The 23,001-nt window shown below is 68.4% G+C and carries 18 protein-coding genes; 11 read left to right on the top strand and 7 right to left on the bottom strand.

The features are described from left to right. Positions 1-102 precede the first annotated feature (102 nt). From glcF to TMZ1T_RS08080, 4 genes are all read right to left on the bottom strand, one after another. Positions 103-1,344 (bottom strand): glycolate oxidase subunit GlcF, encoded by a 1,242-nt coding sequence (gene glcF, locus TMZ1T_RS08095; RefSeq protein WP_012585123.1) that lies wholly within the window; start codon positions 1,342-1,344, stop codon positions 103-105. 3 nt (positions 1,345-1,347) lie between these two features. After that, positions 1,348-2,418, bottom strand: a complete 1,071-nt coding sequence (gene glcE, locus TMZ1T_RS08090; RefSeq protein ID WP_012585122.1) for a glycolate oxidase subunit GlcE — start codon at positions 2,416-2,418, stop codon at positions 1,348-1,350. Between the two features lie 335 nt (positions 2,419-2,753). Next, positions 2,754-4,265: an FAD-linked oxidase C-terminal domain-containing protein gene (locus tag TMZ1T_RS08085; protein WP_012585121.1), complete on the bottom strand. Its 1,512-nt coding sequence runs from the start codon at positions 4,263-4,265 to the stop codon at positions 2,754-2,756. Between the two features lie 313 nt (positions 4,266-4,578). Then, entirely contained in the window at positions 4,579-5,460 is an 882-nt protein-coding gene (locus TMZ1T_RS08080) for a LysR substrate-binding domain-containing protein (protein ID WP_004322881.1), read from the bottom strand. A gap of 487 nt (positions 5,461-5,947) precedes the next feature. Here TMZ1T_RS08080 and TMZ1T_RS08075 point away from each other — a divergent pair, with 487 nt between their 5' ends. From TMZ1T_RS08075 to TMZ1T_RS08030, 10 genes are all read left to right on the top strand, one after another. Then, positions 5,948-7,102 (top strand): PEP-CTERM sorting domain-containing protein, encoded by a 1,155-nt coding sequence (locus TMZ1T_RS08075; RefSeq protein WP_012585120.1) that lies wholly within the window; start codon positions 5,948-5,950, stop codon positions 7,100-7,102. Positions 7,103-7,308: 206 nt separating this feature from the next. After that, the gene (locus TMZ1T_RS08070) at positions 7,309-9,024 is read left to right on the top strand and encodes a SulP family inorganic anion transporter (protein WP_012585119.1); all 1,716 of its coding nucleotides are present in this window, start codon (positions 7,309-7,311) and stop codon (positions 9,022-9,024) included. A gap of 129 nt (positions 9,025-9,153) precedes the next feature. Then, positions 9,154-9,465, top strand: coding sequence for a 50S ribosomal protein L21 (gene rplU, locus TMZ1T_RS08065; protein ID WP_004322886.1), 312 nt, complete (start codon positions 9,154-9,156; stop codon positions 9,463-9,465). Between the two features lie 20 nt (positions 9,466-9,485). Next, a complete protein-coding gene (gene rpmA / locus TMZ1T_RS08060; protein WP_004322888.1) occupies positions 9,486-9,749 on the top strand; it encodes a 50S ribosomal protein L27 in 264 nt (87 codons plus the stop codon). Between the two features lie 109 nt (positions 9,750-9,858). Next, positions 9,859-11,052, top strand: coding sequence for an Obg family GTPase CgtA (gene cgtA, locus TMZ1T_RS08055; RefSeq protein ID WP_012585118.1), 1,194 nt, complete (start codon positions 9,859-9,861; stop codon positions 11,050-11,052). An 87-nt stretch (positions 11,053-11,139) separates the two neighbouring features. Continuing rightward, positions 11,140-12,255 carry a glutamate 5-kinase gene (gene proB / locus TMZ1T_RS08050; RefSeq protein ID WP_012585117.1) on the top strand — a complete coding sequence of 372 codons (1,116 nt, stop codon included), beginning with the start codon at positions 11,140-11,142 and terminating at the stop codon, positions 12,253-12,255. A gap of 22 nt (positions 12,256-12,277) precedes the next feature. Continuing rightward, a complete protein-coding gene (locus TMZ1T_RS08045) occupies positions 12,278-13,549 on the top strand; it encodes a nucleotide disphospho-sugar-binding domain-containing protein (protein ID WP_012585116.1) in 1,272 nt (423 codons plus the stop codon). Between the two features lie 87 nt (positions 13,550-13,636). Further along, positions 13,637-16,411 carry an XrtA/PEP-CTERM system TPR-repeat protein PrsT gene (gene prsT, locus TMZ1T_RS08040; protein WP_012585115.1) on the top strand — a complete coding sequence of 925 codons (2,775 nt, stop codon included), beginning with the start codon at positions 13,637-13,639 and terminating at the stop codon, positions 16,409-16,411. Positions 16,412-16,479: 68 nt separating this feature from the next. Then, on the top strand, positions 16,480-17,715 hold the full coding sequence (locus tag TMZ1T_RS08035; RefSeq protein WP_012585114.1) for a sulfotransferase family protein: 1,236 nt from the start codon (positions 16,480-16,482) through the stop codon (positions 17,713-17,715). Between the two features lie 67 nt (positions 17,716-17,782). After that, complete coding sequence (locus TMZ1T_RS08030; RefSeq protein WP_012585113.1) at positions 17,783-18,358, top strand: hypothetical protein; 576 nt, start codon at positions 17,783-17,785, stop codon at positions 18,356-18,358. 113 nt (positions 18,359-18,471) lie between these two features. Here the strand turns inward: TMZ1T_RS08030 and TMZ1T_RS08025 are convergent, their stop codons facing one another. The 3 genes from TMZ1T_RS08025 to TMZ1T_RS08015 form a co-directional block, all read right to left on the bottom strand. Next, complete coding sequence (locus tag TMZ1T_RS08025) at positions 18,472-19,494, bottom strand: EDSAP-1 family PEP-CTERM protein (protein WP_012585112.1); 1,023 nt, start codon at positions 19,492-19,494, stop codon at positions 18,472-18,474. A 200-nt stretch (positions 19,495-19,694) separates the two neighbouring features. Then, positions 19,695-20,804: a nitroreductase family protein gene (locus TMZ1T_RS08020; protein ID WP_012585111.1), complete on the bottom strand. Its 1,110-nt coding sequence runs from the start codon at positions 20,802-20,804 to the stop codon at positions 19,695-19,697. Continuing rightward, positions 20,797-21,684 (bottom strand): ThiF family adenylyltransferase, encoded by an 888-nt coding sequence (locus TMZ1T_RS08015; protein ID WP_012585110.1) that lies wholly within the window; start codon positions 21,682-21,684, stop codon positions 20,797-20,799. The genes TMZ1T_RS08020 and TMZ1T_RS08015 overlap by 8 nt, the downstream gene beginning before the upstream one ends. A 71-nt stretch (positions 21,685-21,755) precedes the next feature. Here TMZ1T_RS08015 and TMZ1T_RS08010 point away from each other — a divergent pair, with 71 nt between their 5' ends. Next, positions 21,756-22,997: an ABC transporter permease gene (locus tag TMZ1T_RS08010; RefSeq protein WP_012585109.1), complete on the top strand. Its 1,242-nt coding sequence runs from the start codon at positions 21,756-21,758 to the stop codon at positions 22,995-22,997. Positions 22,998-23,001: the final 4 nt, after the last annotated feature.

The raw sequence follows: 23,001 nt of genomic DNA, 5'->3' as shown, positions 1-23,001 counted from the left end.
GACGGATCATAGGATGATATCAACCCGGAGCAGGCAGCAGGCGAGCGCCTGCCGCCGGGGGGCGCGACCCGGTGTGAAATCCGTCACGCCCGGTGCGCTTCATCACGACGCCGGGCCGAGACGGGAATCGATCAGCTCGATCCAGTGCAGCACCGGCTTGTCGGTGCCCGCCTGCAGGTGGGTGATGCAGCCGATGTTGGCGGAGGCGATCCGTGCGGCGCCGCCCTCGAGCAGGGCGTCGAGCTTGTTCGCGCGCAGGCGGCCGGAGAGCTCGGGCTGCAGGATCGAGTAGGTGCCCGCCGAACCGCAGCAAAGGTGGGCGTCGCGCACCGGGGTGAGCTCGTAGCCCGCCGCCGTCAGCAGGGACTCGACCGTGCCGCGGATGCGCTGGCCGTGCTGCAGCGTGCACGGCGCGTGCCAGGCGAGCGGCTCGCGAGGCTGCGCGCGGGCACCCAGCCGCGCGCGCAGGGCGTCGCCCTCGGCGAGGACGAGCTCCGCGATGTCGCGCGTCAGCTCGCTCACCCGCCGCGCGCGTTCCGCATAGACGGGATCGTGCTGCAGCAGATGGCCGTAGTCGCGCACCTGCACGCCGCAGCCGGAGGCGGTCATCACGATCGCCTCGATGCGCCCGGCCTCGATGTCGGGCCACCAGGCGTCGATGTTGCGGCGGGCGTCAGCACGCGCGCCCTCGGCATCGTCGAGGTGGAAGCGCACCGCACCGCAGCAGCCGGCACCAGGCAGCTCGACCATCGAGATGCCAAGCGCGTCGAGCACGCGCGCGGCCGCGGCGTTGATCGAAGGCGCCATCGCGGGCTGCGCGCAACCGGCGAGCGCGATCACCCGGCGCGCATGGCGTGGCGCCGGCCAGGTGCCGGCCGGCCGCAGCGTGGGCACCTTGTCCTGCAGGGACTTCGGCAGCAGGCCGCGCACCGCCCGCCCGGCGCCCATCGCCAGGCCGAACAGCTTCGGCCGCGGCACGAACTCGCGCAGCGTGCGCCGCACCAGCGCCTCGCCGCCGTGGCGCGGCACGCGCTCGGCCACCACCGCGCGGCCGATGTCGAGCAGGCGGCTGTAATGCACACCCGAGGGACAGGTGGATTCGCAGGACCGGCAGGTGAGGCAGCGGTCGAGGTGCAGGCGGGTCTTCTCGGTGGGCGCGGCGCCCTCGAGCACCTGCTTGATCAGGTAAATGCGCCCGCGCGGGCCGTCGAGCTCGTCGCCGAGCAGCTGGTAGGTCGGGCAGGTGGCGGTGCAGAAGCCGCAATGCACGCACTTGCGCAGGATCTCCTCGGCCTCGCGGCCTTCGGGCGTGTCGCGGATGAAGTCGGCGAGCTGGGTCTGCATGGCTCAGAGCTCCGGGTAGAGGCGGCCGGGGTTGAAGATCCCCGCGGGGTCGAAGGCCTGCTTGAGCCGGCGATGCACCGCCGCGAGCGGCACCGCCAGGGGCTGGAACACGCCGGCGGCGCGAGCGCCACCGCGGAAGGCCGTGGCATGGCCGCCGAGCTCGACGGCGCGCGCGCACACCGCCTGCGCGTCGATCGCGCCCGCGAACCAGCGCTGCGCGCCGCCCCACTCGACGAGCTGGCGCCCGGGCAGGCCGAGCGCGGGCGCGGTCGAGGGCAGCGACAGCCGCCACAGCACCTCGCCCTCCTCCAGCGCGAAGCCGGGAAGGGTCTGCTCGCGCGCCGCGGTCCACAGCGCCTGCGCCGTCGCGTCATCGAGCGCTTCGCCGCCGAGCCGCGCACAGGCCGCCTGCACCGCCGCCTCGGCGCCCGACAGGCGCAGGTGCAGCACGCCGTGCTGCCACAGCGTGGCCGACACCGGCAGCGGCTGGCCGCCCCATTCATTGACGCGCTGCAGCGCGCTGGCCTCGTCGAGCTCGAAACGCAGCGTGGCCTCGGCCACCGGCCGCGGCAGCACCTTGAGCGAGACCTCGAGCAGGATGCCGAGCGTGCCGAGGCTGCCCGCCACCAGGCGGGAGACGTCGTAGCCGGCGACGTTCTTCATGACCTGGCCGCCGAAGCGCAGCACCTCGCCACGGCCGTCGAGCAGCTTGACGCCGAGCATGAAGTCGCGCACCGCGCCGGCACTCGCCCGCCGCGGCCCCGACAGGCCGGCGGCCACGCAGCCGCCCACCGTGGCGCCGGGACCGAAATGCGGCGGTTCGAAAGCGAGGTACTGGCCCTTGTCCGCCAGCACCGCTTCGAGCTCGGCGAGCGGCGTGCCGGCACACACGGTCACGACGAGCTCGGTGGGTTCGTAGGCGACCACGCCGCGGTTGGCGCACAGGTCGAAGCGCTCGCCGGCGAGCGTACAGCCGAAGAAGTCCTTGCTGCCGCCGCCGCGCAGGCACAGCGGCGTGCGCGCCGCCACAGCCGCGCGCACGCGCTCGGCCCATTCCTTCTCGATCGTCGTCATCGTGTCATCGTCCAATCATCATTCATATGCGTGGCCGCACACCCTGCCGGCCGGGCACTCCCGACGCGCGGGGCGCAGTCCGTCGGCGGCGATCGCGACTCGCGTCGCTCCTACGGAAGGCCACCGCTCGTCGGCCACGATCGCGACTCGCGTCGCTCCTACGGAAGGCCACCGCTCGTCGGCGGCGATCGCGACTCGCGTCGCGCCTACGGAAGGCCAACGCTCGTCGGCCGCGATCGCGACTTGCGTCGCTCCTACGGAAACCCCGTGACCATCCGGGATTCACCGCCGCCCGGGACCGCCCGTAGGAGCGACGCAAGTCGCGATTCCCCCGTTCAGAACCGCGGAATCTCCGGATACGGCACATGCCCCTTGCTCACCTTCATGCGGCCGTATTCGGCGCAGCGGTTGAGCGTGGGGATCGCCTTGCCGGGGTTCAGCAGCCCGGGCGGATCGAAGGCCGCCTTGACGCGGAAGAACTGGCGCACCTCGGCCGTGGTGAACTGCGAACACATCTGGTTGATCTTCTCCAGCCCGACGCCATGCTCGCCGGTGATGGTGCCGCCGAGCGCCACCGACAGCTCGAGGATCTCGGCGCCGAACTCTTCGGCGCGCTCGAGCTCGTCGGGCTGGTTGGCGTCGAAGAGGATCAGCGGATGCAGGTTGCCGTCGCCGGCATGGAACACGTTCATGCAGCGCAGGCCGTACTTGCCTTCCATGGCCTGGATGGCGGTGAGCATCTCGCCGAGGCGCTTGCGTGGAATCGTGCCGTCCATGCAGTAGTAGTCGGGCGAGATCCTCCCCGCCGCCGGGAAGGCGGCCTTGCGCCCGGCCCAGAACCTGAGCCGCTCGGCCTCGTCGCGCGACACGCGGATCTCGGTGGCGCCGCTGTCTTCCAGCACCGCGCGCACGCGGGCGATCTCCTCGGCCACCTCCTCCGGCGTGCCGTCGGCCTCGCACAGCAGGATCGCCTTGGCGTCGAGCGGATAGCCGGCGCGCACGAACTCCTCGACCGCCGCGGTCGCGGGCTGGTCCATCATCTCCAGGCCGGCGGGGATGATGCCGGCGGCGATGATCCTCGCCACCGCCTCACCGGCGCGCACCACGTCGTCGAAGGCGGCGAGCACGCACTGCGCGAGCTGCGGCTTGGGCACGAGCTTGACGGTGACTTCGGTGACCACGATCAGCATGCCCTCAGAGCCGGTGACCAGCGCAAGCAGGTCGTAGCCCGGCGAATCGAGCGCACCCGAGCCGATCTCGACGACCTCGCCCGCAATGGTGACGCCGCGCACGCGCAGCAGGTTGTGCACCGTGAGGCCGTACTTGAGGCAATGCACGCCGCCGGCGTTCTCGGCCACGTTGCCGCCGATCGAGCAGGCGATCTGCGAGGACGGATCGGGCGCGTAATACAGCCCGTAGGGCGCGGCCGCCTCGGAGATCGCCAGGTTGCGCACGCCCGGCTGCACGACCGCGGTGCGTGCGAGCGGATCGAGCCTGACGATGCGGTTGAAGCGCGCCAGCGACAGCAGCACGCCGCGGGTGTGCGGCAGAGCGCCGCCCGACAGCCCGGTGCCCGCGCCACGCGCCACCACCGGCACGCCCATCTCATGGCAGATGCGCAGCACCGCCACCACCTGCGCCTCGGTGGTGGGCAGGGCCACGACCAGCGGCAGCGCGCGGTAGGCGGCGAGGCCGTCGCACTCGTAGGGGCGCAGGTCCTCGCTGTCGTACATCAGCGTCCCGGACGGCAGCACCTTGCTCAAGGCTGCGACCACGCGCGCCTTGACCACCGCGGAAAAATCGCCCTCGGTCTCACCGAACGGCAGCGCTTCGTTCTCCAGCATCATCCTCGTCTCCTCGCCTGGCCATGCCGATCGAGCATCGACCGCCGCGCCGGCACATCGAAATCCGCGCGGGCGTATCGGGACCGCGGCAATCGCGACTTGCGTCGCTCCTACGAAAACAGAACCGCCGCGAAGCGCGATCCTCCGCCCCCGGAATCCACGCGGGCGTGTCGCGATCTTTGGCGCATCCGAATCCTCGACTCCCCGCGGGACCGGGCAGCTATCCGGAGTATAGAGGCTCGCGCACAGCGCCCGCTTGACGCCTCTTGCTCGCCGGCTTGAAGAAAATTCAACCCTGAAACGGCCCGGCGATGCTTCAGGGCAGCGCGGCCTGCAGCCAGTCCGCGAACGCGGCGCACTCCCAGCGCTCGAGCGCGCCGGGGCGCCAGCACAGGTAGTGCGCGTAGGGCGAGCGCAGCGGGCGCGAGGACAACGCCAGCAGGCGCCCGCTGTCGAACCACGCCGCCCCCAGGCGCTGGCGCACCAGGGCGACCCCGAAGCCGCTCGCCGCGGCATCGTAGGCCAGGCCGAGGTCGTTGAACTGTGCGCCGCGCGCCGGCTCGGGCAGGGCCAGGCCGCAGTGCGCGAACCAGTTCGACCAGGGCTCGAGCGGGCTGCGCACCAGCGCGGTGCCGGCACACTCGGCGAGGCTCGCGAAACCGTCGAAGGGGCCGTGCTCGTCGAGGAAGGCCGGGCTGCAGGCGGGGACCGCCTCGTCGCTCAGCAGCAGGCGGTGCTCGAGGTCGGTGTAGCCCCCGGCGCCATAGCGGATCTCGAGCTCCGCCTCTTCCGCGACGACGTCGCGCAGCGGGATCGACACCTGCAGGGTGAGCTCGATGTCCGGCCAGTCGCGGCGGAAGAGCTCGAGCTTGGGCATGACGAACTGTCGGCAGAACGAGGGTGTCACCGCCACGCGCAAGCGCGCCGATGCACCCGGCGCGCGCTCGCCCGGCAATTCGCGCAGCGCCGCGAGCGCGACACCGACCTGCTGCAGGTAGGCCGCCCCCTCGGCGGTCGGGGTGAAGTCGCTGCGCGAGAAGAGCCGCACGCCCAGATGGGACTCGAGCTGGCGCAGGCGATGGCTGACCGCGCTGACGGTCACGCAGAGCTCCTCGGCCGCACGGCTCGCGCTGCGCAGGCGCGCGACCGCCTCGAAGGTGAGCAGGCACTGGATGGGCGGGATGCGGCGGAGCGCCATGGTCGCGGCTCGGGGCCCGTTCGGAAGGATGTCCCCGATTATGCCCCCGCAGCCCCGCTGCCTGCACTGCGACGCCCCCACCCACCTTCCCTCCCGCGCCGAGTTTCGGGTGCGCGCATCCTGCTTTGGCGCGAGAGCGTCATTCTCCCGGTCGCAGGACGAAGCGCCGGATCGGCCCGGCCACTTCATTCGTGCCGCAATTATTCTTCAGGCATTTATCGAATTAATTTTTCATAGTACATCGGCAACTCCGAGTTACTTTCCATGGCCATCGGAAAAGGCGCCGCAAAGGAATTGCCTTTCGCATATCCCTTCGCTTGGAACCCGTTCGGATCTCCACAAGTAGGCTGGATCCGGGTGTCGATTTTTTTTACACAGGCTGCTGAAGAAGAAAAATCTAAAAATTAAAATATCTAAAAAACAGATACTTGCATTATTGGCACACGATTTGCTACGAGATCCCCATACACCTGTAGGAGGGAGTGCCATGAAAGCCAAAAACCTGGTCGTCGCAATGCTCGCCGCGCTCGGCGCATCGTCCGCATCGGCCGCATTGGTCAACCTCAACGGGCTCGGTTACGTCACGTACGGCGATGGCAACAGCTATTCGCTGGCGGTGGCCAATTATTTCGCCTGCGGCTCTGAATACGGCCCCGGCTGTCCTTACAACGTCAAGGGCTCCCCGGGTGCGAGTGAGACCGACCCGCGCATCTACATCGTCCAGGGGGCCGGCGGCCACGTCGACAACGAGAACGCGAACATCGACGACGCCTTCGACGCGGCGAACAATGAGCTGTTCTTCACGATGACCTCCGCCAACGAGCCGGGCAGCGACGGCAACAAGAACGCCACCTTCACCGGCGACAAGACCAACACCTGGGATGCGACGCTTGGCGCACTCGACCAGAGTTTCGACTTCTCGAAGAACCTGATGACGTTCTTCTTCGTGAACAACGAGCCCAACAGCAACGACGGCCTGACGCAGAACCTCGCCGTCTGGGCCCGCGTGACGCTGACCAACCTCGCCGGCACGACGGTCTACAAGACCTTCGACGTGACCAACGACCCGCGCACGAGCGAACAGCGCGACGGCGACGGCATCGGCGACCTGCCCGCCCCGGGTTACGGCCCCCCGCCGGTCGGAGGCGGTGTCCCGTATGGTGACGTCACGCTCTATACCAGCGAGAGCAACGCCCCCGAGATCACCGACTTCGCCATGTCGGGCGGTCAGGTGTGCGTCGACGAGAACACCAGCACGCTGGTCGATTGCACCACCGCCAGCGCCGGCAGCTTCGATGCGATCAACCACAACCTCGGCGAGAACCAGGCCCCCTACGCGATCACCATTCCCGAACTCGACGATTACATCGGCGGCCTGATGGCGGCGAATGCCAATCTCGACGACTACGTGATGCGGGTCGACCTGCGCTACGGCTGCGTCAGCCCGCCATTCACCATCGACACGCAGGGAAACGACTCCTGCGTCGGTTACGGCACCGCGGTGTCGCAGGACAACAACTTCGAACAGGTCTTCATCAGCACCCGCCTGGCGACGCAACGCGTGCCGGAACCCGGCACCCTGGCGCTGCTCGGCTCGGGTCTGCTGGGTTTCGCGGCCGCCCGCCGTTCCCGCAAGTCCTGAGGCATCGCGGCCGCCGCGGCAGCGAAAACCCTCACCGAGCCTCGTCCGGATCCGGCCCTGCCGGCTCCACTTCGGGCAGCCGCGCGTCCCGCGCCGCTGCCCGAACTCTTTTCGGGCGCCTGGGCCGCCCCCCGTTTCACGGCTAAGATGGAATCCCCCGGACGACAGGGGGCCACACCCCCCCGCCCTCGGGAATCCTCCGGCCGATGCCCTCCCCATATCCGCACCTGCCCTTCCTCGCCTGGCCTGCGCAATGGCGCGAGCATGGGCTGCGCGGCGACCTCGTCGCCGGCATCACGGTCGCGCTGGTGCTGATTCCGCAGGCGCTCGCCTACGCCAAGCTCGCCGGGCTGCCGCCGCACATCGGCCTCTACGCCGCGCTGCTGCCGGCGGTGGTCGCTGCGCTGTTCGGTTCCTGCGGCCAGCTCTCCACCGGACCGGTGGCGCTCACCAGCCTGCTCGTGGGCGCGAGCATCCTCCCGCTGGGCGCGACCGCCGGGGGCGACCTCGTCGGGCTCGCCCTGCTGCTGGCGCTGCTGTCGGGTTTGATCCAGCTCGCGCTCGGTGTGCTGCGCCTGGGCTGGCTGCTCAATCTGCTGTCGGTGCCGGTGCTGATGGGCTTCGTCAACGCCGCCGCGCTGATCATCTGCCTGACCCAGATCCCTCCGCTACTCGGCTTGGCCATGCCGCACTCCGATCACCTGCTGGTCGATTTCGTGCGTGCGCTCGGCGGGCTCGACGCACTGCAGCCCGCCGCGGCGGCCTTCGGCGTCGGCAGCCTGGCCGTGCTGGTGGGGCTCAAGCGCCTGTGGCCGCGCTTGCCCGGCGTGCCGCTGGTGGTGGCGGCGACGATCGCGCTATCGGCCTGGACCGGCTTCGCTGCCCAAGGCGGAGCGGTGGTGGGCGCAGTGCCGGCCGGCCTGCCCGGCTTCAGCCTGCCGCCGCTGCGCCCGGAGCTGATCGCCGCGCTGCTGCCGGCCGCCTTCGTGGTGGCCATGGTGAGCTTCATGGAGGCGGCCTCGAGCGCCAAGCTGATCTGCGGCCGCACCCGCCAGCCTTGGAACCAGGACCAGGAGCTCGTCGGCCAGGGCCTGGGCAAGCTCGCCGCCGCCTTCACCGGCGGCCTGCCGGTGAGCGCCTCGTTCTCGCGCTCGGCGCTCAACTACGCCAACGAGGCGCGCACCGGCCTGTCCTCGCTGGTCACCGCCGCCTTCGTGCTGGCCGCCCTGCTGTGGCTCACCCCGCTGCTGTGGCACCTGCCCAAGCCGGTGCTGGCGGCGATCATACTGCAGGCGGTCGCCGGGCTGATCGACACCGGAGTGATGCGGCGCGCCTGGCGTGCGAGCCGCGACGACGGCGCCGCCGCGGCGATCACCTTCCTCGCCACCCTCGCCTTCGCGCCCAACATCCAGAACGGGGTGTTCACCGGCCTGATCCTGTCGCTCGCGCTGCTGGTGTATCGCGGCATGCGTCCGCGCGTGGCGCTGCTCGGCCTGCACGAGGACGGCACCTACCGCGACCGCGAGCGCTTCGGCCTGCACCACCCGCATCCCCGGCTGGTGATCCTGCGTTTCGACGGCCCGCTCAGTTTCGTCACCGCCGCCACCTTCGAGGACGCCATGCTCGGCGCCGCGCGCGCGCAGGAGAGCGTGCGCGTCGTGCTGGTCTCGGCCGCCGGCATCAACGCGATCGACGCCACCGGCCTGCACACCCTCGCCAGTCTGGTCGAGCGCTTCCACGGCCAGGGTCAGAAGATCGCCTTCTGCGGACTCAAGAAGCAGGTGATCGACGCCATGGAGCGCGACGGCGTGTGGACGCGCATCAGCGCGCATTCGAACTATCGCACGGAGCACCAGGCCCTGGACGCCCTGCAGCCGGCCCTGGCCGCGGCAGGGCCCGCGGCGAGCGCCCCGGCCCCGTGAGTGTCGGATTTTCTTACATGTGCCCGGATACGCTGGGAACGCAGGTCCGGACATTGTTTTCATTGACTTTCCTGCCGCGTGTTCGTATAGTGCGCGATTCTTCGCAGACCCATCAACTGGAGCAACACCATGTACGCGGTGATAAAAACCGGTGGCAAGCAGTATCGCGTCGCTGCCGGCGAAAAGATCAAGGTAGAACAGATACCGGCCGACGTGGGTTCCGAGATCACCATCGACCAGGTCTTCATGGTCGGTGAAGGCGATGCCGTCAAGATCGGCACGCCCGTTGTGGCCGGAGCTTCCGTCAAGGCGACCGTGGTCTCCCACGGCCGTCACGACAAGATCAAGATTTTCAAGATGCGCCGCCGCAAGCACTACCAGAAGCACCAGGGGCATCGTCAGAACTACACCGAGCTTCGCATCGAAGCGATCTCGGCCTAAGGCGCAGGGGGTAATCCGACATGGCACACAAAAAAGCTGGCGGTAGTTCGCGTAACGGCCGCGACTCGGAATCGAAACGCCTCGGCGTCAAGCGCTACGGTGGCCAGTTCGTGCTCGCCGGCAACATCATCGTTCGCCAGCGCGGCACCGAATACCACCCTGGCGACAACGTCGGCATCGGCAAGGACCACACCCTGTTCGCGCTCAAGAACGGCGTCGTGCAGTTCGCGGTCAAGGGCCCGTCGCGTCGTCGCACCGTGATCATCGTGCCGGAAGCGGCCTGATCGCGCGCTCCGGTCCGCATCGCAGCATCGAAAGCCCTATCCCCGTGGTAGGGCTTTTTCATTTTCGGGGCGCGCCTGCCGGCCTGCCCCGCCAAGAGGTTGATCAGGCATGAAGTTCTTTGACGAAGCCCGCATCGAGGTGTACGCCGGCGACGGCGGCAACGGCGCGGCCACCTTCCGCCGCGAGAAGTACATCCCCAAGGGCGGCCCGAGCGGTGGCGACGGCGGCCGTGGCGGCAGCGTGTACGCCGTGGCCGACCGCAACCTCAACACCCTGATCGACTATCGCTACACCCGCAGCTTCCGCGCCGAGCGCGGCGAGAACGGCGGCAGCCGCGACTGCTACGGCAAGGGCGGCGACGACATCACGCTGCGCTTCCCGGTCGGCACGGTGATCAAGGACCTCGAGAGCGGCGAGCTCGTCGCCGACCTCGATGAGGACGGCAAGACCGTACTCATCGCCCAGGGCGGCCGCGGCGGCCTGGGCAACATCCACTTCAAGTCCAGCACCAACCGCGCCCCGCGCAAGAAGACGATGGGCCAGGAAGGCGAGTACCGCAACCTGCACCTGGAGCTCAAGGTGCTCGCCGACGTCGGCCTGCTCGGCATGCCCAACGCCGGCAAGTCCACCTTCATCCGCAGCGTCTCCGCGGCCAAGCCCAAGGTCGCCGACTACCCCTTCACCACGCTCGCACCCAACCTCGGCGTGGTGCGCACCAGCGAGGCGCGCAGCTTCGTGATCGCCGACATCCCCGGCCTGATCGAGGGCGCGGCCGAGGGCGCCGGGCTGGGCCACCAGTTCCTGCGCCACCTGCAGCGCACCCACCTGCTGCTGCACCTGGTCGACCTCGCCCCCTTCGATCCCGAGGCCGATCCGGTCGCGGACGCCAAGGCCATCGCCGAGGAGCTGCGCAAGTACGACGAGGCGCTGTACAACAAGCCGCGCTGGCTGGTGCTCAACAAGCTCGACCTCATCCCCGAGGAAGAGCGCGCCGAACGCGTGGCTGCCTTCCTCGAAGCCTACGGGCCGGTCGAACGCCACTTCCAGATCTCCGCCATGAAGGGCGAAGGCACCCAGGCGCTGATCTTCGCGATCCAGGACCTGCTCGACGCCGAGCGCGCCCGCATCGAGGCCGAGCGCGCCGAGCGCGTCGCCGCCGAGGCCGCTCGTCTCGCCGCGGCCGAGGCCGCGCGCGCGGCAGCCGACGCCGCCTACGAGCGCGAAGCCCTGCTCGACGAAGACGACGAACGGCCCGAGGATGCGCTCGACTCCGAAGAAGACGACTCCCCGCCGTCGCGCTGACCTGATTCCGCGTGCCGCCGGCCTGGCGGACGGCACGCAATTGCCTGATTCCGCCCCCCACCCTCTCCGCTGCCCGCACGCACCCCGATGAGAACCAAGCTCCGCAACGCCCGCCGCCTCGTGGTCAAGGTCGGCTCCGCACTCGTCACCAACAACGGCGCCGGTCTCGACAAGGACGCGCTCGACGCCTGGGCGCGCCAGATCGCCGCGCTGCGCGCCGAGGGCCGCGAGATCGCGCTCGTGTCCTCGGGCGCGATCGCCGCCGGCATGCAGCGCCTGGGCTGGGCGAAGCGCCCGACCGAGATGAGCAAGCTGCAGGCCGCCGCCGCGGTCGGCCAGATGGGACTGGTGGAAGCCTACGAAAAGGCCTTCTCGCGCCACGGCCTGCACACCGCGCAGATCCTGCTCACCCACGAGGATCTCGCCGACCGCAGCCGCTACCTCAACGCGCGCAGCACCCTCACGACGCTGCTCGCGCTCGGCGTGGTGCCGATCATCAACGAGAACGACACCGTGGTCACCGATGAGATCAAGTTCGGCGACAACGACACCCTCGGCGCGCTCGTCGCCAACCTCATCGAGGCCGAGGCGCTCATCATCCTCACCGACCAGCAGGGCCTGTACACCGCCGACCCGCGCAAGGACCCGGCCGCCACGCTGATCGGCGAGGGCCGCGCCGAGGACCGCCAGTACGAGGCCATGGCCGGCGGCTCGGGCAGCGCGATCAGCAAGGGCGGCATGATCACCAAGATCCGCGCCGCCCAGCGCGCCGCGCGCAGCGGGGCGCACACCTGCATCGCCAGCGGCCGCGAGCCCGACCCCATCCTGCGCCTGGCCGCGGGCGAGGCGCTCGGCACCCTGCTCTACGCCAGCAGCACGCCGCTGCAGGCACGCAAGCAGTGGCTGGCCGACCACCTGCAGCTCGCCGGCGACCTCGTCATCGACGACGGCGCGGTGGCGGCGTTGAAAAGCGGCAAGAGCCTGCTGCCGGTGGGCGTGGTCGAGGCGCGTGGGGATTTCGAGCGCGGCGCGGTGGTGGCCTGCCGCAACCTGGCCGGCGAGGAAGTCGCGCGCGGGCTGGTGAACTACTCCGCTTCGGAATGCCGGCGCATCGCGCGCAAGCCGACCGCGGAGATCGCGAACCTGATCGGCTACCTCGACGAGCCGGAACTGGTGCATCGGGACAACATGGTCCGTACGTGACCCAACCCCAAGGCGCCGATCGATGACCGAGCCGACCGCGACCCGCTTCCTGTTCATTGCCGAAGGCTCGACCCTCGCGCACGTCGGACGTCCGTTGGTGCTCGCCCGCGCCCTGCATCTGGCTGGGTTCGATGTGGTGTTTGCCCGCCCACCAGCCTATGGGTGGATGACGCGCGACGACCGATTCACGTCGGTGGATCTGGCGACGCAATCTCCCACGGAGTTCGCCCGTCGCCTCGAGCGCGGACAGCCACTTTACGATCTGGCGACACTCGAGCGCTACGTTCAGGACGACCTCGTCCTTCTGCGCGCCCACCGCCCCGGCGTGGTCATCGGCGATTTCCGCCTCTCGCTCTCGGTCAGTGCCCGACTCGCAGGTGTCGCCTACGCCACCCTTTGCGATGCCTACTGGAGCCCCGAGGCCCCCCTGGAACCAGCCCTCCCGGTGTTCCCGTGGACTCCGTACGTCCCGCTCGCGCTCGCCGAGCCGCTCTTCCGCAGCGTTGCACCGCTCGCCTTCCGGCTCCATGCCCGCCCGATGGAAGCCTTGCGGCGGCGCCATGGCCTGCCGGGCCTCGACCATGATCTACGGCGCTGCTACACCGACGCCGACCTTCGCCTGTTCGCCAACCCTGCAGCCCTGTTCCCCCAGGTCGCGCCACATGCCGGCGCAGCCTTCATCGGTCCGCTCGCGTGGGCGCCCCGCGGAATGGCGCTGCCCGCGGCGCTCGGCGACTCGGACAGGCCCCTGGTGTATGTCACGATGGGCAGCTCGGGCGCGACCGGGATCCTCGGCCTCGTCCTTGGCGCGCTTGCGCAGCGCGACTGCGAGCTCATCGTCACCACCGCGGGCCGCCCCTTGCCCTCCACCGTCGATGCTGCGCGGGTCCGCATCTTCGACTATCTGCCCGGCGACCTCGTCTGTGCACGAGCGAGCCTGGTCGTCTGCAACGGCGGCAGCCCGACGACCAACCAAGCCCTTGTGCACGGCGTACCGGTGCTCGGCATCGCACGCAACATGGATCAGTTCCTCAATATGCAGGCCATCGAGCGCTTCGGCGCCGGCCTCACGCTACGTGCCGACCGGGTGTCAACCGGTGCGCTGGCGAAGGCCACCGAGTGCCTGCTCGGGACCCCGAGCGCCCGCCTGCAGGCCAGCCGCCTGCGTGACCCGGAACTGGCGGCTCCAGCCGCCAGCCTGCACCGGCTGGGCGCCCGCGCATCCGACCTGCTTCAAGCCGTTTTTCGGGGTGCCGGCGTACCCGCGCAAACCCGCGGCGGGGATGATTGTTAGAATGACCTCCGCCTGAACCCGACGCACCGAGCCCTGTGCTCGGCAGCTCCACCGCCCTGAAACAATTCCGCACAACGAGGGACTTGCATGCCTACCCGACCCGAACGTCGCGCAGTGCGCACGATGACGCTCTGCGCCACGCTCCTGCTCGCCGCCTGTGGCGACAGCGGCAGCCCACAACACTACGTCGCACTCGCCCGCGACCACCTTGCCAACGGCGCCTATCGCGAAGCGACCATCGAGCTGAACAACGCACTCCAGAAGGATCCGAAGAACCGCGAGGCACGCTGGCTGCTGGCGCAGGCGGCGCTCCAGCTCGGCGAAGCCGACAAGGCCGAACGCGATGCACGCAAGGCGATCGAATACGGGTTCTCGCGCACCGAAGCCCTACCCCTGCTGGCGCGGGCGATCCTGATGCAGCAGGCGCCCGACCGGGTTCTCACCGAACTCTCCACCGCCCCGACGGACGCGCCCGACACAATGCAAGCCGAGTATGCAAGTCTGCGTGGCACCGCGCTCCTGCTCAAGGGAGAACTCGACGCTGCCGAGCCCGAGTTCGGCAAGGCGCACAAGCTGGACCCCGCCCTGCCGGAGGCCATCGTCGGCCTCGCGCTGGCGCAGAGCTTGCGCAAGCAGTACGACGAGGCGCGCAAGACGCTTGCACCCGCATTAGAGCGCACGCCGCCGGTCGCCGACGCGTGGTCGCTGCTCGGCGACATTGAAACCGAGCAGGAGCGCTTCGACGCCGCCGAGACCGCCTTCGGCCAGGCGATCCGGGCGCGTGCCCATGTCACCCTCGAGCGCGCGAAGCGCGCCCTCGCCCGCGTGCGCCAAGGCAAGTTCGCAGAGGCCGAGGCGGACCTGAACGCACTCGGAGCGCTTTCTCGCCATCCCTATGCGCAGTACGTCACCGGCCTGTCCCATTTCCGCCAGCAGCGCCTGCGCGAGGCGGCTGACGCATTCGAACTTTCCTTGGCCGCCGATCCGAATTTCGCACCCAACCGGGTCTATCTCGCCATCACCCGGCTGATGCTCGGCCAGCAGGAACAGGCGCTGGCGCACGCCGAATTCATCCGTGCTGCCGCACCGCAGGCTTCGGGCGCGAACCTGCTCCTCGGCATCGCCCAGGCTGGTCACGCCGACTACGGCCAGGCGCGCAAGACGCTCGAAGCCGCCTTGGCCTCCGAGCCGGACAACGTCACCAATTTGCAGTTGCTGGCCACGCTGAGCCTGCTGCAGGGCGACAGCAAGACCGCACTCTCCCATGCCCAGCGTCTCGCCACGCTGCGTCCGGACTCGACGGGCGCCATCAACCTTTTAATGATGGCGCAGTTGATGTCGGGTGCGGAAGTGCCCGAGCCGACCGCCGGTCAGGTCGATGCGCTCCAGGCCGAGTTCATGCAGGCCCTCGAGGCCTTCCGCGACAAGCGCTTCGGCGAAGCGACAAAGCGCGCCGAGGCCCTGCGCGCAGCGCATCCCGAACAGATCGGGCCGATCAACCTGCTCGCCGCCCTGTATCTTTCCACCGGCCAGTGGCCCAAGGCGCGCAAGGAACTCGAGACCGTCCTGCAACGCCAGCCCGCGGATGCGACCGCACGCATCAACCTCGCCAAGCTCGAACTGCAAGATCGCAACTTCCAGCGCATTAAGGAGCTCGTGAGCCCGCTCGTGCTCGCGTCGCCTTCGGCGGAAGCGCCCGCGCTCCTGCTTGTGGCCGCCGAGCATGGGCTGCAGAACGACGTCGCCGCGGACCAGGTGCTTGAGCAGTTGGTCAAGAGCAACCCCTCGGCCACGCTTGCACGTGCCCTGGCCGCAGGCCGTGCGCTACGAGGCAACAAGCCGGAACGCACGCTCGAATACCTTGCCCAGTTCGACAAGGCACGCATCGAGTCCTCGCCGGCGCTCCTCGAACTGCGCGGGCGCGCTCACCTGGCCCTCGCCCAGAACGCCGAAGCCCTCGGCAACTTCGAGCGCTGGGCGCACTTGGCCCCCGAATCCGCTGCAGCGCACTTCCTGCATGCCGAAACCCTCGCTCGCCTGGGACGCATCCGTGACGCCGAGGGCGCGCTGGTCCGGGCCGTCAAGCTCGACCCGACCAACCCCGAGGTGCGCATCGCCGAGGTACGCATGCTGACCCGGACGGGACAACTCGACAAGGCAAAGAGCGCTGCGCAGCGCCTGCGCAAGGATTTCGGCGACCGCCCGGACATCCTCGCCACCACCGGCTGGCATGCATTGATGACCAGCGAGTTCGCCATCGCGGCCGACCACCTCGGGCGTGCATTCGCGCAGACGCCGAGCACAGCCCTCCTCCTCGAGAGGATGGCCGCGTTGTGGGGCATGGAGAAGCGGGATGAAGCCCTCGCGCTCATCCGGGACTGGCTGGCCGAACACCCGCAGGACAGCGCAGCGCTGCTCCAGCTTGCCGGCGCATATCTGGAGCTCGGCCAGGACGAGGAGGCAGTCCGCATCTATCGCAAGGTGCTGGAGCTCGACCCGGCGCACGTCCCGTCGCTCAACAACGTCGCTTGGCTGTTGCGCCGCAGCCGGCCGGACGAAGCCCTTCAAACGGCCCGTCGCGCCCTCGAGCTTGCCCCCAAGGACCCGAACGTGCTCGATACCGTCGGCATGTTGTATCTGGACCGCAGGGACCTGACGCAGGCAGGGTGGTACGTCGGCAAGGCGCATGAGCAGAACCCGCGCAACCACCAGATCAGCCTGCACCTCGCCGAGGTCGCACACGCCAAGGGCAACACCGCAGAGGCGCTCAAGCTCATCGACGGCGTGCTTGCAGAGGCGCGCGATCCTGCACTTCACAAACAGGCCGAGAGCCTGCGTGCAACGCTCGAGAGCGGGCGCTGAGCCCGGCACCTCACCGCCGCGAACGAATCGCCCCCCCCCCCCCCCCCCCCGCCCGAGGAGTCACCGCGATGCAGGCCGCCAAGCCCCCCTACCGCAGCCCCTTGGTCAAGGCGTGGAACGCCATCGCCAGCGCCGCTCGACGCCCGGTGACGCTCGACGCGAGGGCGCTGCTCGTCGCGGCACAGCGCAAGCAGCCCGATGCGCCACCGCCACCCGCAGCGACGATGGATGCGCTAGGCGTGCTGGTCGAAGCCATCCACTCGGGCAGGAGTGCCCTGCACCCGTTCGGGCGTTACTATCTCGAGCAGATGTTTGCGGGGCTGCTGTCGAATCGGATGCGACTTGCCAAGTTCTGGGCCGAGCACCCGGAAACACTCGCGGACGAAGTTCGCCAGCCGGTGATCGTGGTCGGCCTGCCCCGCTGCGGGACGTCCTACCTGTTCAACCTGCTCGCCCACGACCCGGAACACCGTTACCTCACCAACTGGGAAACCACCGTCTCACAGATCCCGCCCACGCCCCCGCCCGTCACGCTGCGACAGGACCCCAGACGACGCATCGGCAAGCTCTTGATGGCGTTCCAGCGCCATCTCGCACCCGGCCTGGAGTCGATCCACGAGTTCCACCTAGACGGCCCCGAGGAATGCACCCCCCTGCTGATGCAGGGCTTCGACACCCAGGCGCTGGCGGGGATGTTCGACGCCCCGGACTACTCGCACTGGCTCGATCACGCCGATCATCGCGCGACCTACCAGCATCACAGGCGCATCCTGCTGACCCTGCAGCGTTGTTATCCGGCCGGGCGCTGGCTGCTCAAATCGCCTGATCACCTCGCTGCGCTCGAGGCCCTCCTCGAGACCTATCCCGACGCATGCCTGATCCAGCTGCATCGCGACCCGGTGCAGGCGGTGTCCTCGTGGGCGAGCCTGAATGCGGCCTTCCGTGGCATCTGGAGCGAACGTATCGATGCGGCCGAGCTCGGACCGCAGATCCTGGAACGGCTTGCCACCGACATGGACGCCAGCATCGACGCGCGCCAACGCCTCCCCGCGGATCGCTTCCTCGACCTCCAGTATCGCGACCTCATCGCCGATCCGCTCGGCCAGGTCGAGCGCATCCATGCGCATTTCGGACTCGACTTCGCTCCATCGACGCGGGCACGCGTCGAGAGTTTCCTGCACGGCGACCGCGACAAGAAGCGCAGCCATGCCTATGCTCCCGAGCACTTCGGCCTGAGTGCGGAACGCATTCGCGAACGCTTCGCGCGCTACATCGGCCACTACGGAGTTGCTCCTGCACGCTGAAGCAGCAAGTCCGGAACCAGCGGCTCGGCGCTACAGCAGCGGCGCGCCCACACAGGAGGAACGACGGATGAGCCTCGCCCTGCCGCGAGCACTCCGGCTGCTGACCCCGGCGGCCGTTCTCGGGACCTCCTTCGCCGCCGCGCTCGGCCCAACCCGCGGAGTGGTCGCGCTCGCCTTCGCCGCCGCGGCGACGCTGCTCGCGGCAACGCTGCACCGTGCATGGTCGCTCGCCCGCCGTGGTGACGAGCGCTTGTCCGCCACCGACCTGCGGTGCATGAAGCTTCATCTCCTGCTGCACGTCGTTCCACTGGCCTACGCCGGGACGATGCTGCTCGCCAGCTCGGAGCTACCGTCCCCACCGCTGTGGGCGCTCGGCTTTGCCCCCTTCTTCCTGAGCGGCCACCTGACCTGGAAGAAACTGCACGCCCGCTTCGGTACCTTCCTGTATGCCCTGTTCGCGCGTGGCAACCTGGCAGTAGGCTTCACGAGCCTCCTCCTGGCTGGCGCCTGCCAAGTACTCGACAGCAACCTGCCGCAGACCTTGCTGGAACGCCTGCTCCTACTCTACGCCGGCATCCACTTCCTGCTGACCGCCTTCGCCGTGCGACGCATCGCGGACGATTTCGAGCATGCGGCCCGCTGAGGAGCGAGCGCTTTGATACAACTCGCCGACGCGGCGTACAGCCAAAAAAAGACGCGGCACTTAGCCGCGTCTTTTTCGAATCCAAACCCGCGGCGCACCGCGGGCTTGTACGATCAGGCCGCCGTCGCTTGGCTGCGACGACGCGTTCCGCCGAAGCCGAGCGCGGCGAGCGCGCCACCCAGCAGCATGAGGGTGCCAGGTTCCGGAACCTGCGTGACGTTGACGCTGGTCAAGCCGGCGAGGGTCAGCGAATAGTTGCCACGCGTAAGACCGGTGATGGTCAGCGAGTAGTTGCTGCCGGCGGTCCCGAGGCTATGCGTCACGGTGGAGTTGCCCGGTCCGACACCCATGGTCTCGTTCAGGCTTTCAGGGTCCACATCAACGCACGAACCGACATTCACGCAAACCGCGTTCGTGTTCACACCGTCCGGAGTCCAGTTCACGAACGGCGCCAGCGTGGCCGCATCTCCTGAAATTTGGCTGATCCTGCGAAGCGTGAAGTCCGCAGACATGTTCGCTTGCGCATTACCCGCCGTGTAGGGCGGAACCAACGTCACGTCGGCCTTCATCTCCGGATTGGCCAGGAAGCTCAGCACCATGTTCGCCGTTTCACCGATGGAGAACGAGAAGGTCCAAGTAGTATTCGACTGAATGTTGGTCGAGGCTTGCCCTTGGCCCGAGATCTGCAACTCGGCCTCGGCGACCTGTTTCGTCGAAGACGGCGTTCCATTCACGAGTTGCGCGGACGTGATCTCAGCATTCGCGTTGGCGAAGGTGCCGCTGTTCTGGCCAAACAGCGAGTAGTCATTGTCGGCGCGAATCACCGTGCTACCGGGTGCGTTTACCGCACTCACCTTCAGAACCGGCGATACACCGCAGTTGAGAAGCAGCTTGCTGCAAGCATCGGCGTCGGCGACTGTACTTCCGTTCAGCGTTGCGGAATCTTCGACGTTGAAGGTGTAGCCGGGATTCAGGTTAGTGATCACCACACCGGTCGAAGCGTTGATGAAACCGATCGTCAGATTGCTCAGGTTCAGCGACGAACCGGCATACACGCTGGCCGAAGCCTGTCCGGCGAAGCCCATGGAGAGCGCACCGATCAGCGCCGTCGCAAGCGTCGTTTTCTTGATGTTCATGTTTTCCTCCGTATCTAGGTAGATGCTCGCAGGGTCGGGCGCTTGCGATCTGGTTTTTGCCAGCACCGTTGATCTGCTCGGGATTTCTTAAGCAATTAGCGGGCCAGAAATAAAAACTTGTTTTTCTTCCTGCACTTGCGAAACTCCGCCCGCATCGAACGCACGCCGGACACACAGCACTGTAAAAAAATCCGACACTCTCACACCTCTCGTCCGCTCCCATCGGAAGCGCCCCCTTCCCCGACGAGCAGCGAACCGAGCGCCTTGCGCAGCGAACGCGAATGCGGCAGCGCCGAGTACCCCACCCTGCAAAAGAAGGCAAAACCATCCGCCGGTCCGGCATCGGCAAGCGCCTCGAAGCGGCGTGCGAGCGCGCCAGCCGCAGCATCCATGCCGGGATGGGGCGACAGCGAACGCCCCGCCTGGACATACCAGCGGAAAATCACCGGCGTCATCTCGGGCTGGAGGTGCATGCCCGCGGCCTCGACCGCCAGCCACAGACGCTGCATCGCCGCGCCGGCGGCGACAAAATCGCCGAGCGTGCGCAGCGGACGCACCGGGGTCATCAGCACATGCGCCGCACACCCGAGTGCCGGCAGCAGATCGAGCTGAACGCGCGGCGCCACAGTGCCGAGCAGGTAGCGATTGAAGAACTCCACCCTGCTCCAGCTCTGCATCACCCAGCGCATGAGACGCGCGGTGAGGGGATCGACCCCCACCGCTTGCTCGGGAATGCGGTCCTCGCTGAAGCGCGCGCGCCATTCGATGATGCTGCGATGCACGTTCAGGGCCTCGGGCATGGTCAGGCGGATGCGCGCGCTGTGCCACAAGAGCCTCGCCACCTGCCAGCGGCCATCGAAACCTTCAAAGAACCTCAGCCGGTAATCGCTGCCGACCGCTGCGGCAAGTGCCTCGCGCTCGGCCGGACCGAGCGCGGTGACGCGCATCGGCCGGCGCTGCACGACACGACTTTCGATGAAGGCCTCTAGCGGATCGGGGCGTAGAGTCGCATCGGGGACGAGCACGACGTCGTAGATCGGTGCCTCTTCGCTGCAAGCGGGGCGAATCGTCCATTCGGCGCGCAAGCCGCGGGCCGAGGCGGCCAGGCGCAGGGTCTCGAGCAAGGCACCATGCGCAAGCTGGCTCGCCCGCCCGTCAAAGTCGTAGACCACCTCGGCGCGCGTATCGAAACCATGGATCGCAAGCCGATCCACACCGAGCACCTCGAAGCGCCAAGGCTGGGTGTTGTCACCGCTCGGCGCCCAGCGCGCACGCTCGAGCAGCCGCTCCATTGTGCCTTGTTCAATCATGCGCCGCCTCCAACGCCTTCATGCGCTCGAGCTGTCGCCGGCCGAGCCACAGCCCGATGCGCTGCAGCGGGTTGCGCCAGCCGCCAGGCCGCCAAGTGCGCTTGAGCCGGTTGCGATAGGCGTCGAACTGGTAGGCCCAGGGTGCCGAGAGCACCTTGCCGCGGCCGAGCAGCAACTTGATCGTCTCGGTGGCGGTGACGCCAGCGCAGATCTGGCAGGCCGCGATCGTGGAGGGCCCCTCGCGACGACTGAGGTTGACACGGGTCGGATCGACCAGATAAGCGCGCTGCAGCATCCCGGGCGACAGCCCCAACAGGAAGCGGACGGCCCGCTCGTCGTCGTCGCAGCCCTCGAAGCCAAAGTAGTCTTCGAAGGACATGCTGTCGGCGGTGAACACCATCACCGCCGCCCCCATGCCGAGCGGCGCTGCGGTGATGGCGGGGATGCCGCGCCGCCGACAGGCCGCGAAGACCGCACGCCGGGCATCGAAGGCGAAGAAGTCGAGCGCATCCACGTAGAGGTCGACGCCCTCGAGGAAGACGTCGGCGCGCGCAGGGTCGACGCCGTCGTCGAAGCACCGCAGGTCGACCTCCGGATTGATGTCGCGCACCATGCGGGCGAGAACCTCGGCCTTGGGCTGACCGAGCGTCGACATCAACGCACCCGCCTGCCGGTTGAGGTTGGCGAGATCGAAGCGATCGTAGTCCGCGATCGTGAAGGCCCCGACGCCGAAGCGCGCCAGCGTCAGCAGATGCACCCCCCCAACCCCTCCCATTCCAGCGATCGCGATACGGCTCGCCCGCAGCCGCGCCTGTTCGGCCACCGTGAGCCAGCCGATGTTGCGCGTGAACGCGGTGTCGTAATCGAAGCCGCCCTCCATTAGCGAATCTCCTTCGTAAGGGCTGTACGGGGCGCTATCATAGCGCGAGCTTCCCGGGGGATAATGCCCACATGCAGCAGATCGCCGTCGGCCGGCTCCGACTGGCCTTTTCCTTGGCCGCCCGCAACCTCTTCAGGCAGCGTCGGCGTGCGTTGCTCGCGCTCGCGATCATCAGCGGTGGGGTGATCACCTTCCTGCTGGCTGGCGGCTTCATCCACTGGTTGCTCGGCAACATGCGCGAGGCGACGATCCACTCGCAGCTCGGCCATGCCCAGATCATCCGCCCGGGCTATTTCCGCGAGGGGCTCGGCGATCCCTACCGCTATCTGCTGCCGCCCGGCACCTCGGCCGTAGAGGCACTTTCGCTCAGGGGGCTGCGCACGGTTTCACCGCGTCTGGCATTCAACGGTCTGCTGTCGAGTGGCGACACGACGGTGAGCTTCATGGGCGAGGGCATCGATCCTGTGCGGGAGACGGCGATCATGCGTTCGATCCGGATCGTGCGGGGTCGCAACCTGCAGGTCGCCGACGAACAGGCGGCCATCATCGGGGCCGGGCTTGCCGCCAACGTGGGCGTCGAACCGGGGGACCGCATCGTGCTGCTGGCGACGGGCGCGTCCGGCGGACTGGGCGCGGTCGAACTCGAGGTCGCCGGCCTGTTCGCCACCACCGCGAAGGCCTACGACGACGCCGCGCTGCGGGTGCCGATCGAGGTCGCCCGCAAGCTGATGGGGGTGGATGGCGCGACGAGTTGGGTGGTGCTGCTCGAGGACACCGACGGCACGGCGTCGGCAGTGGCAAGCCTGCGCGCTGGACTCGCCGCCGAATCCTTCGAAGTCATTCCCTGGCACGATCTCGCCGACTTTTACAACAAGACGGTCGAACTGTTCACCCGCCAAGTGGGGGTCGTGCGGCTGCTGATCGCCTTTATCGTGGTGCTGAGCATCTCTAACACGTTGTCCATGGCGGTGTTCGAGCGCACCAGCGAGATCGGCACGGTGATGGCGCTCGGCACCCGCCGACGTGGCGTGCTCGCCATGTTCATCACCGAAGGCGCCCTGCTCGGCGTGCTCGGCGGCGTTCTCGGCGTCACCCTGGGCAGCCTACTGGCGCTTGTCATTTCGTACGTTGGCATCCCGATGCCGCCTCCGCCGGGCATGGACATCGGCTTCACCGGGCGCATCTCGGTGTCGCCTGCGCTCGCACTCGATGCCTTCGTACTGGCCTTCCTGACCACGCTGCTGGCGAGCGTCATGCCGGCGCTGCGGGCGTCGCGGATGAACATCGTCGACGCGCTGCGTCACCAGAGGTGAGCCG

This window comes from Thauera aminoaromatica (assembly GCF_000021765.1).
GTDB classification, from domain to species: Bacteria; Pseudomonadota; Gammaproteobacteria; order Burkholderiales; family Rhodocyclaceae; genus Thauera; species Thauera aminoaromatica.
This window is presented reverse-complemented; position numbering and strand designations above follow the sequence as displayed.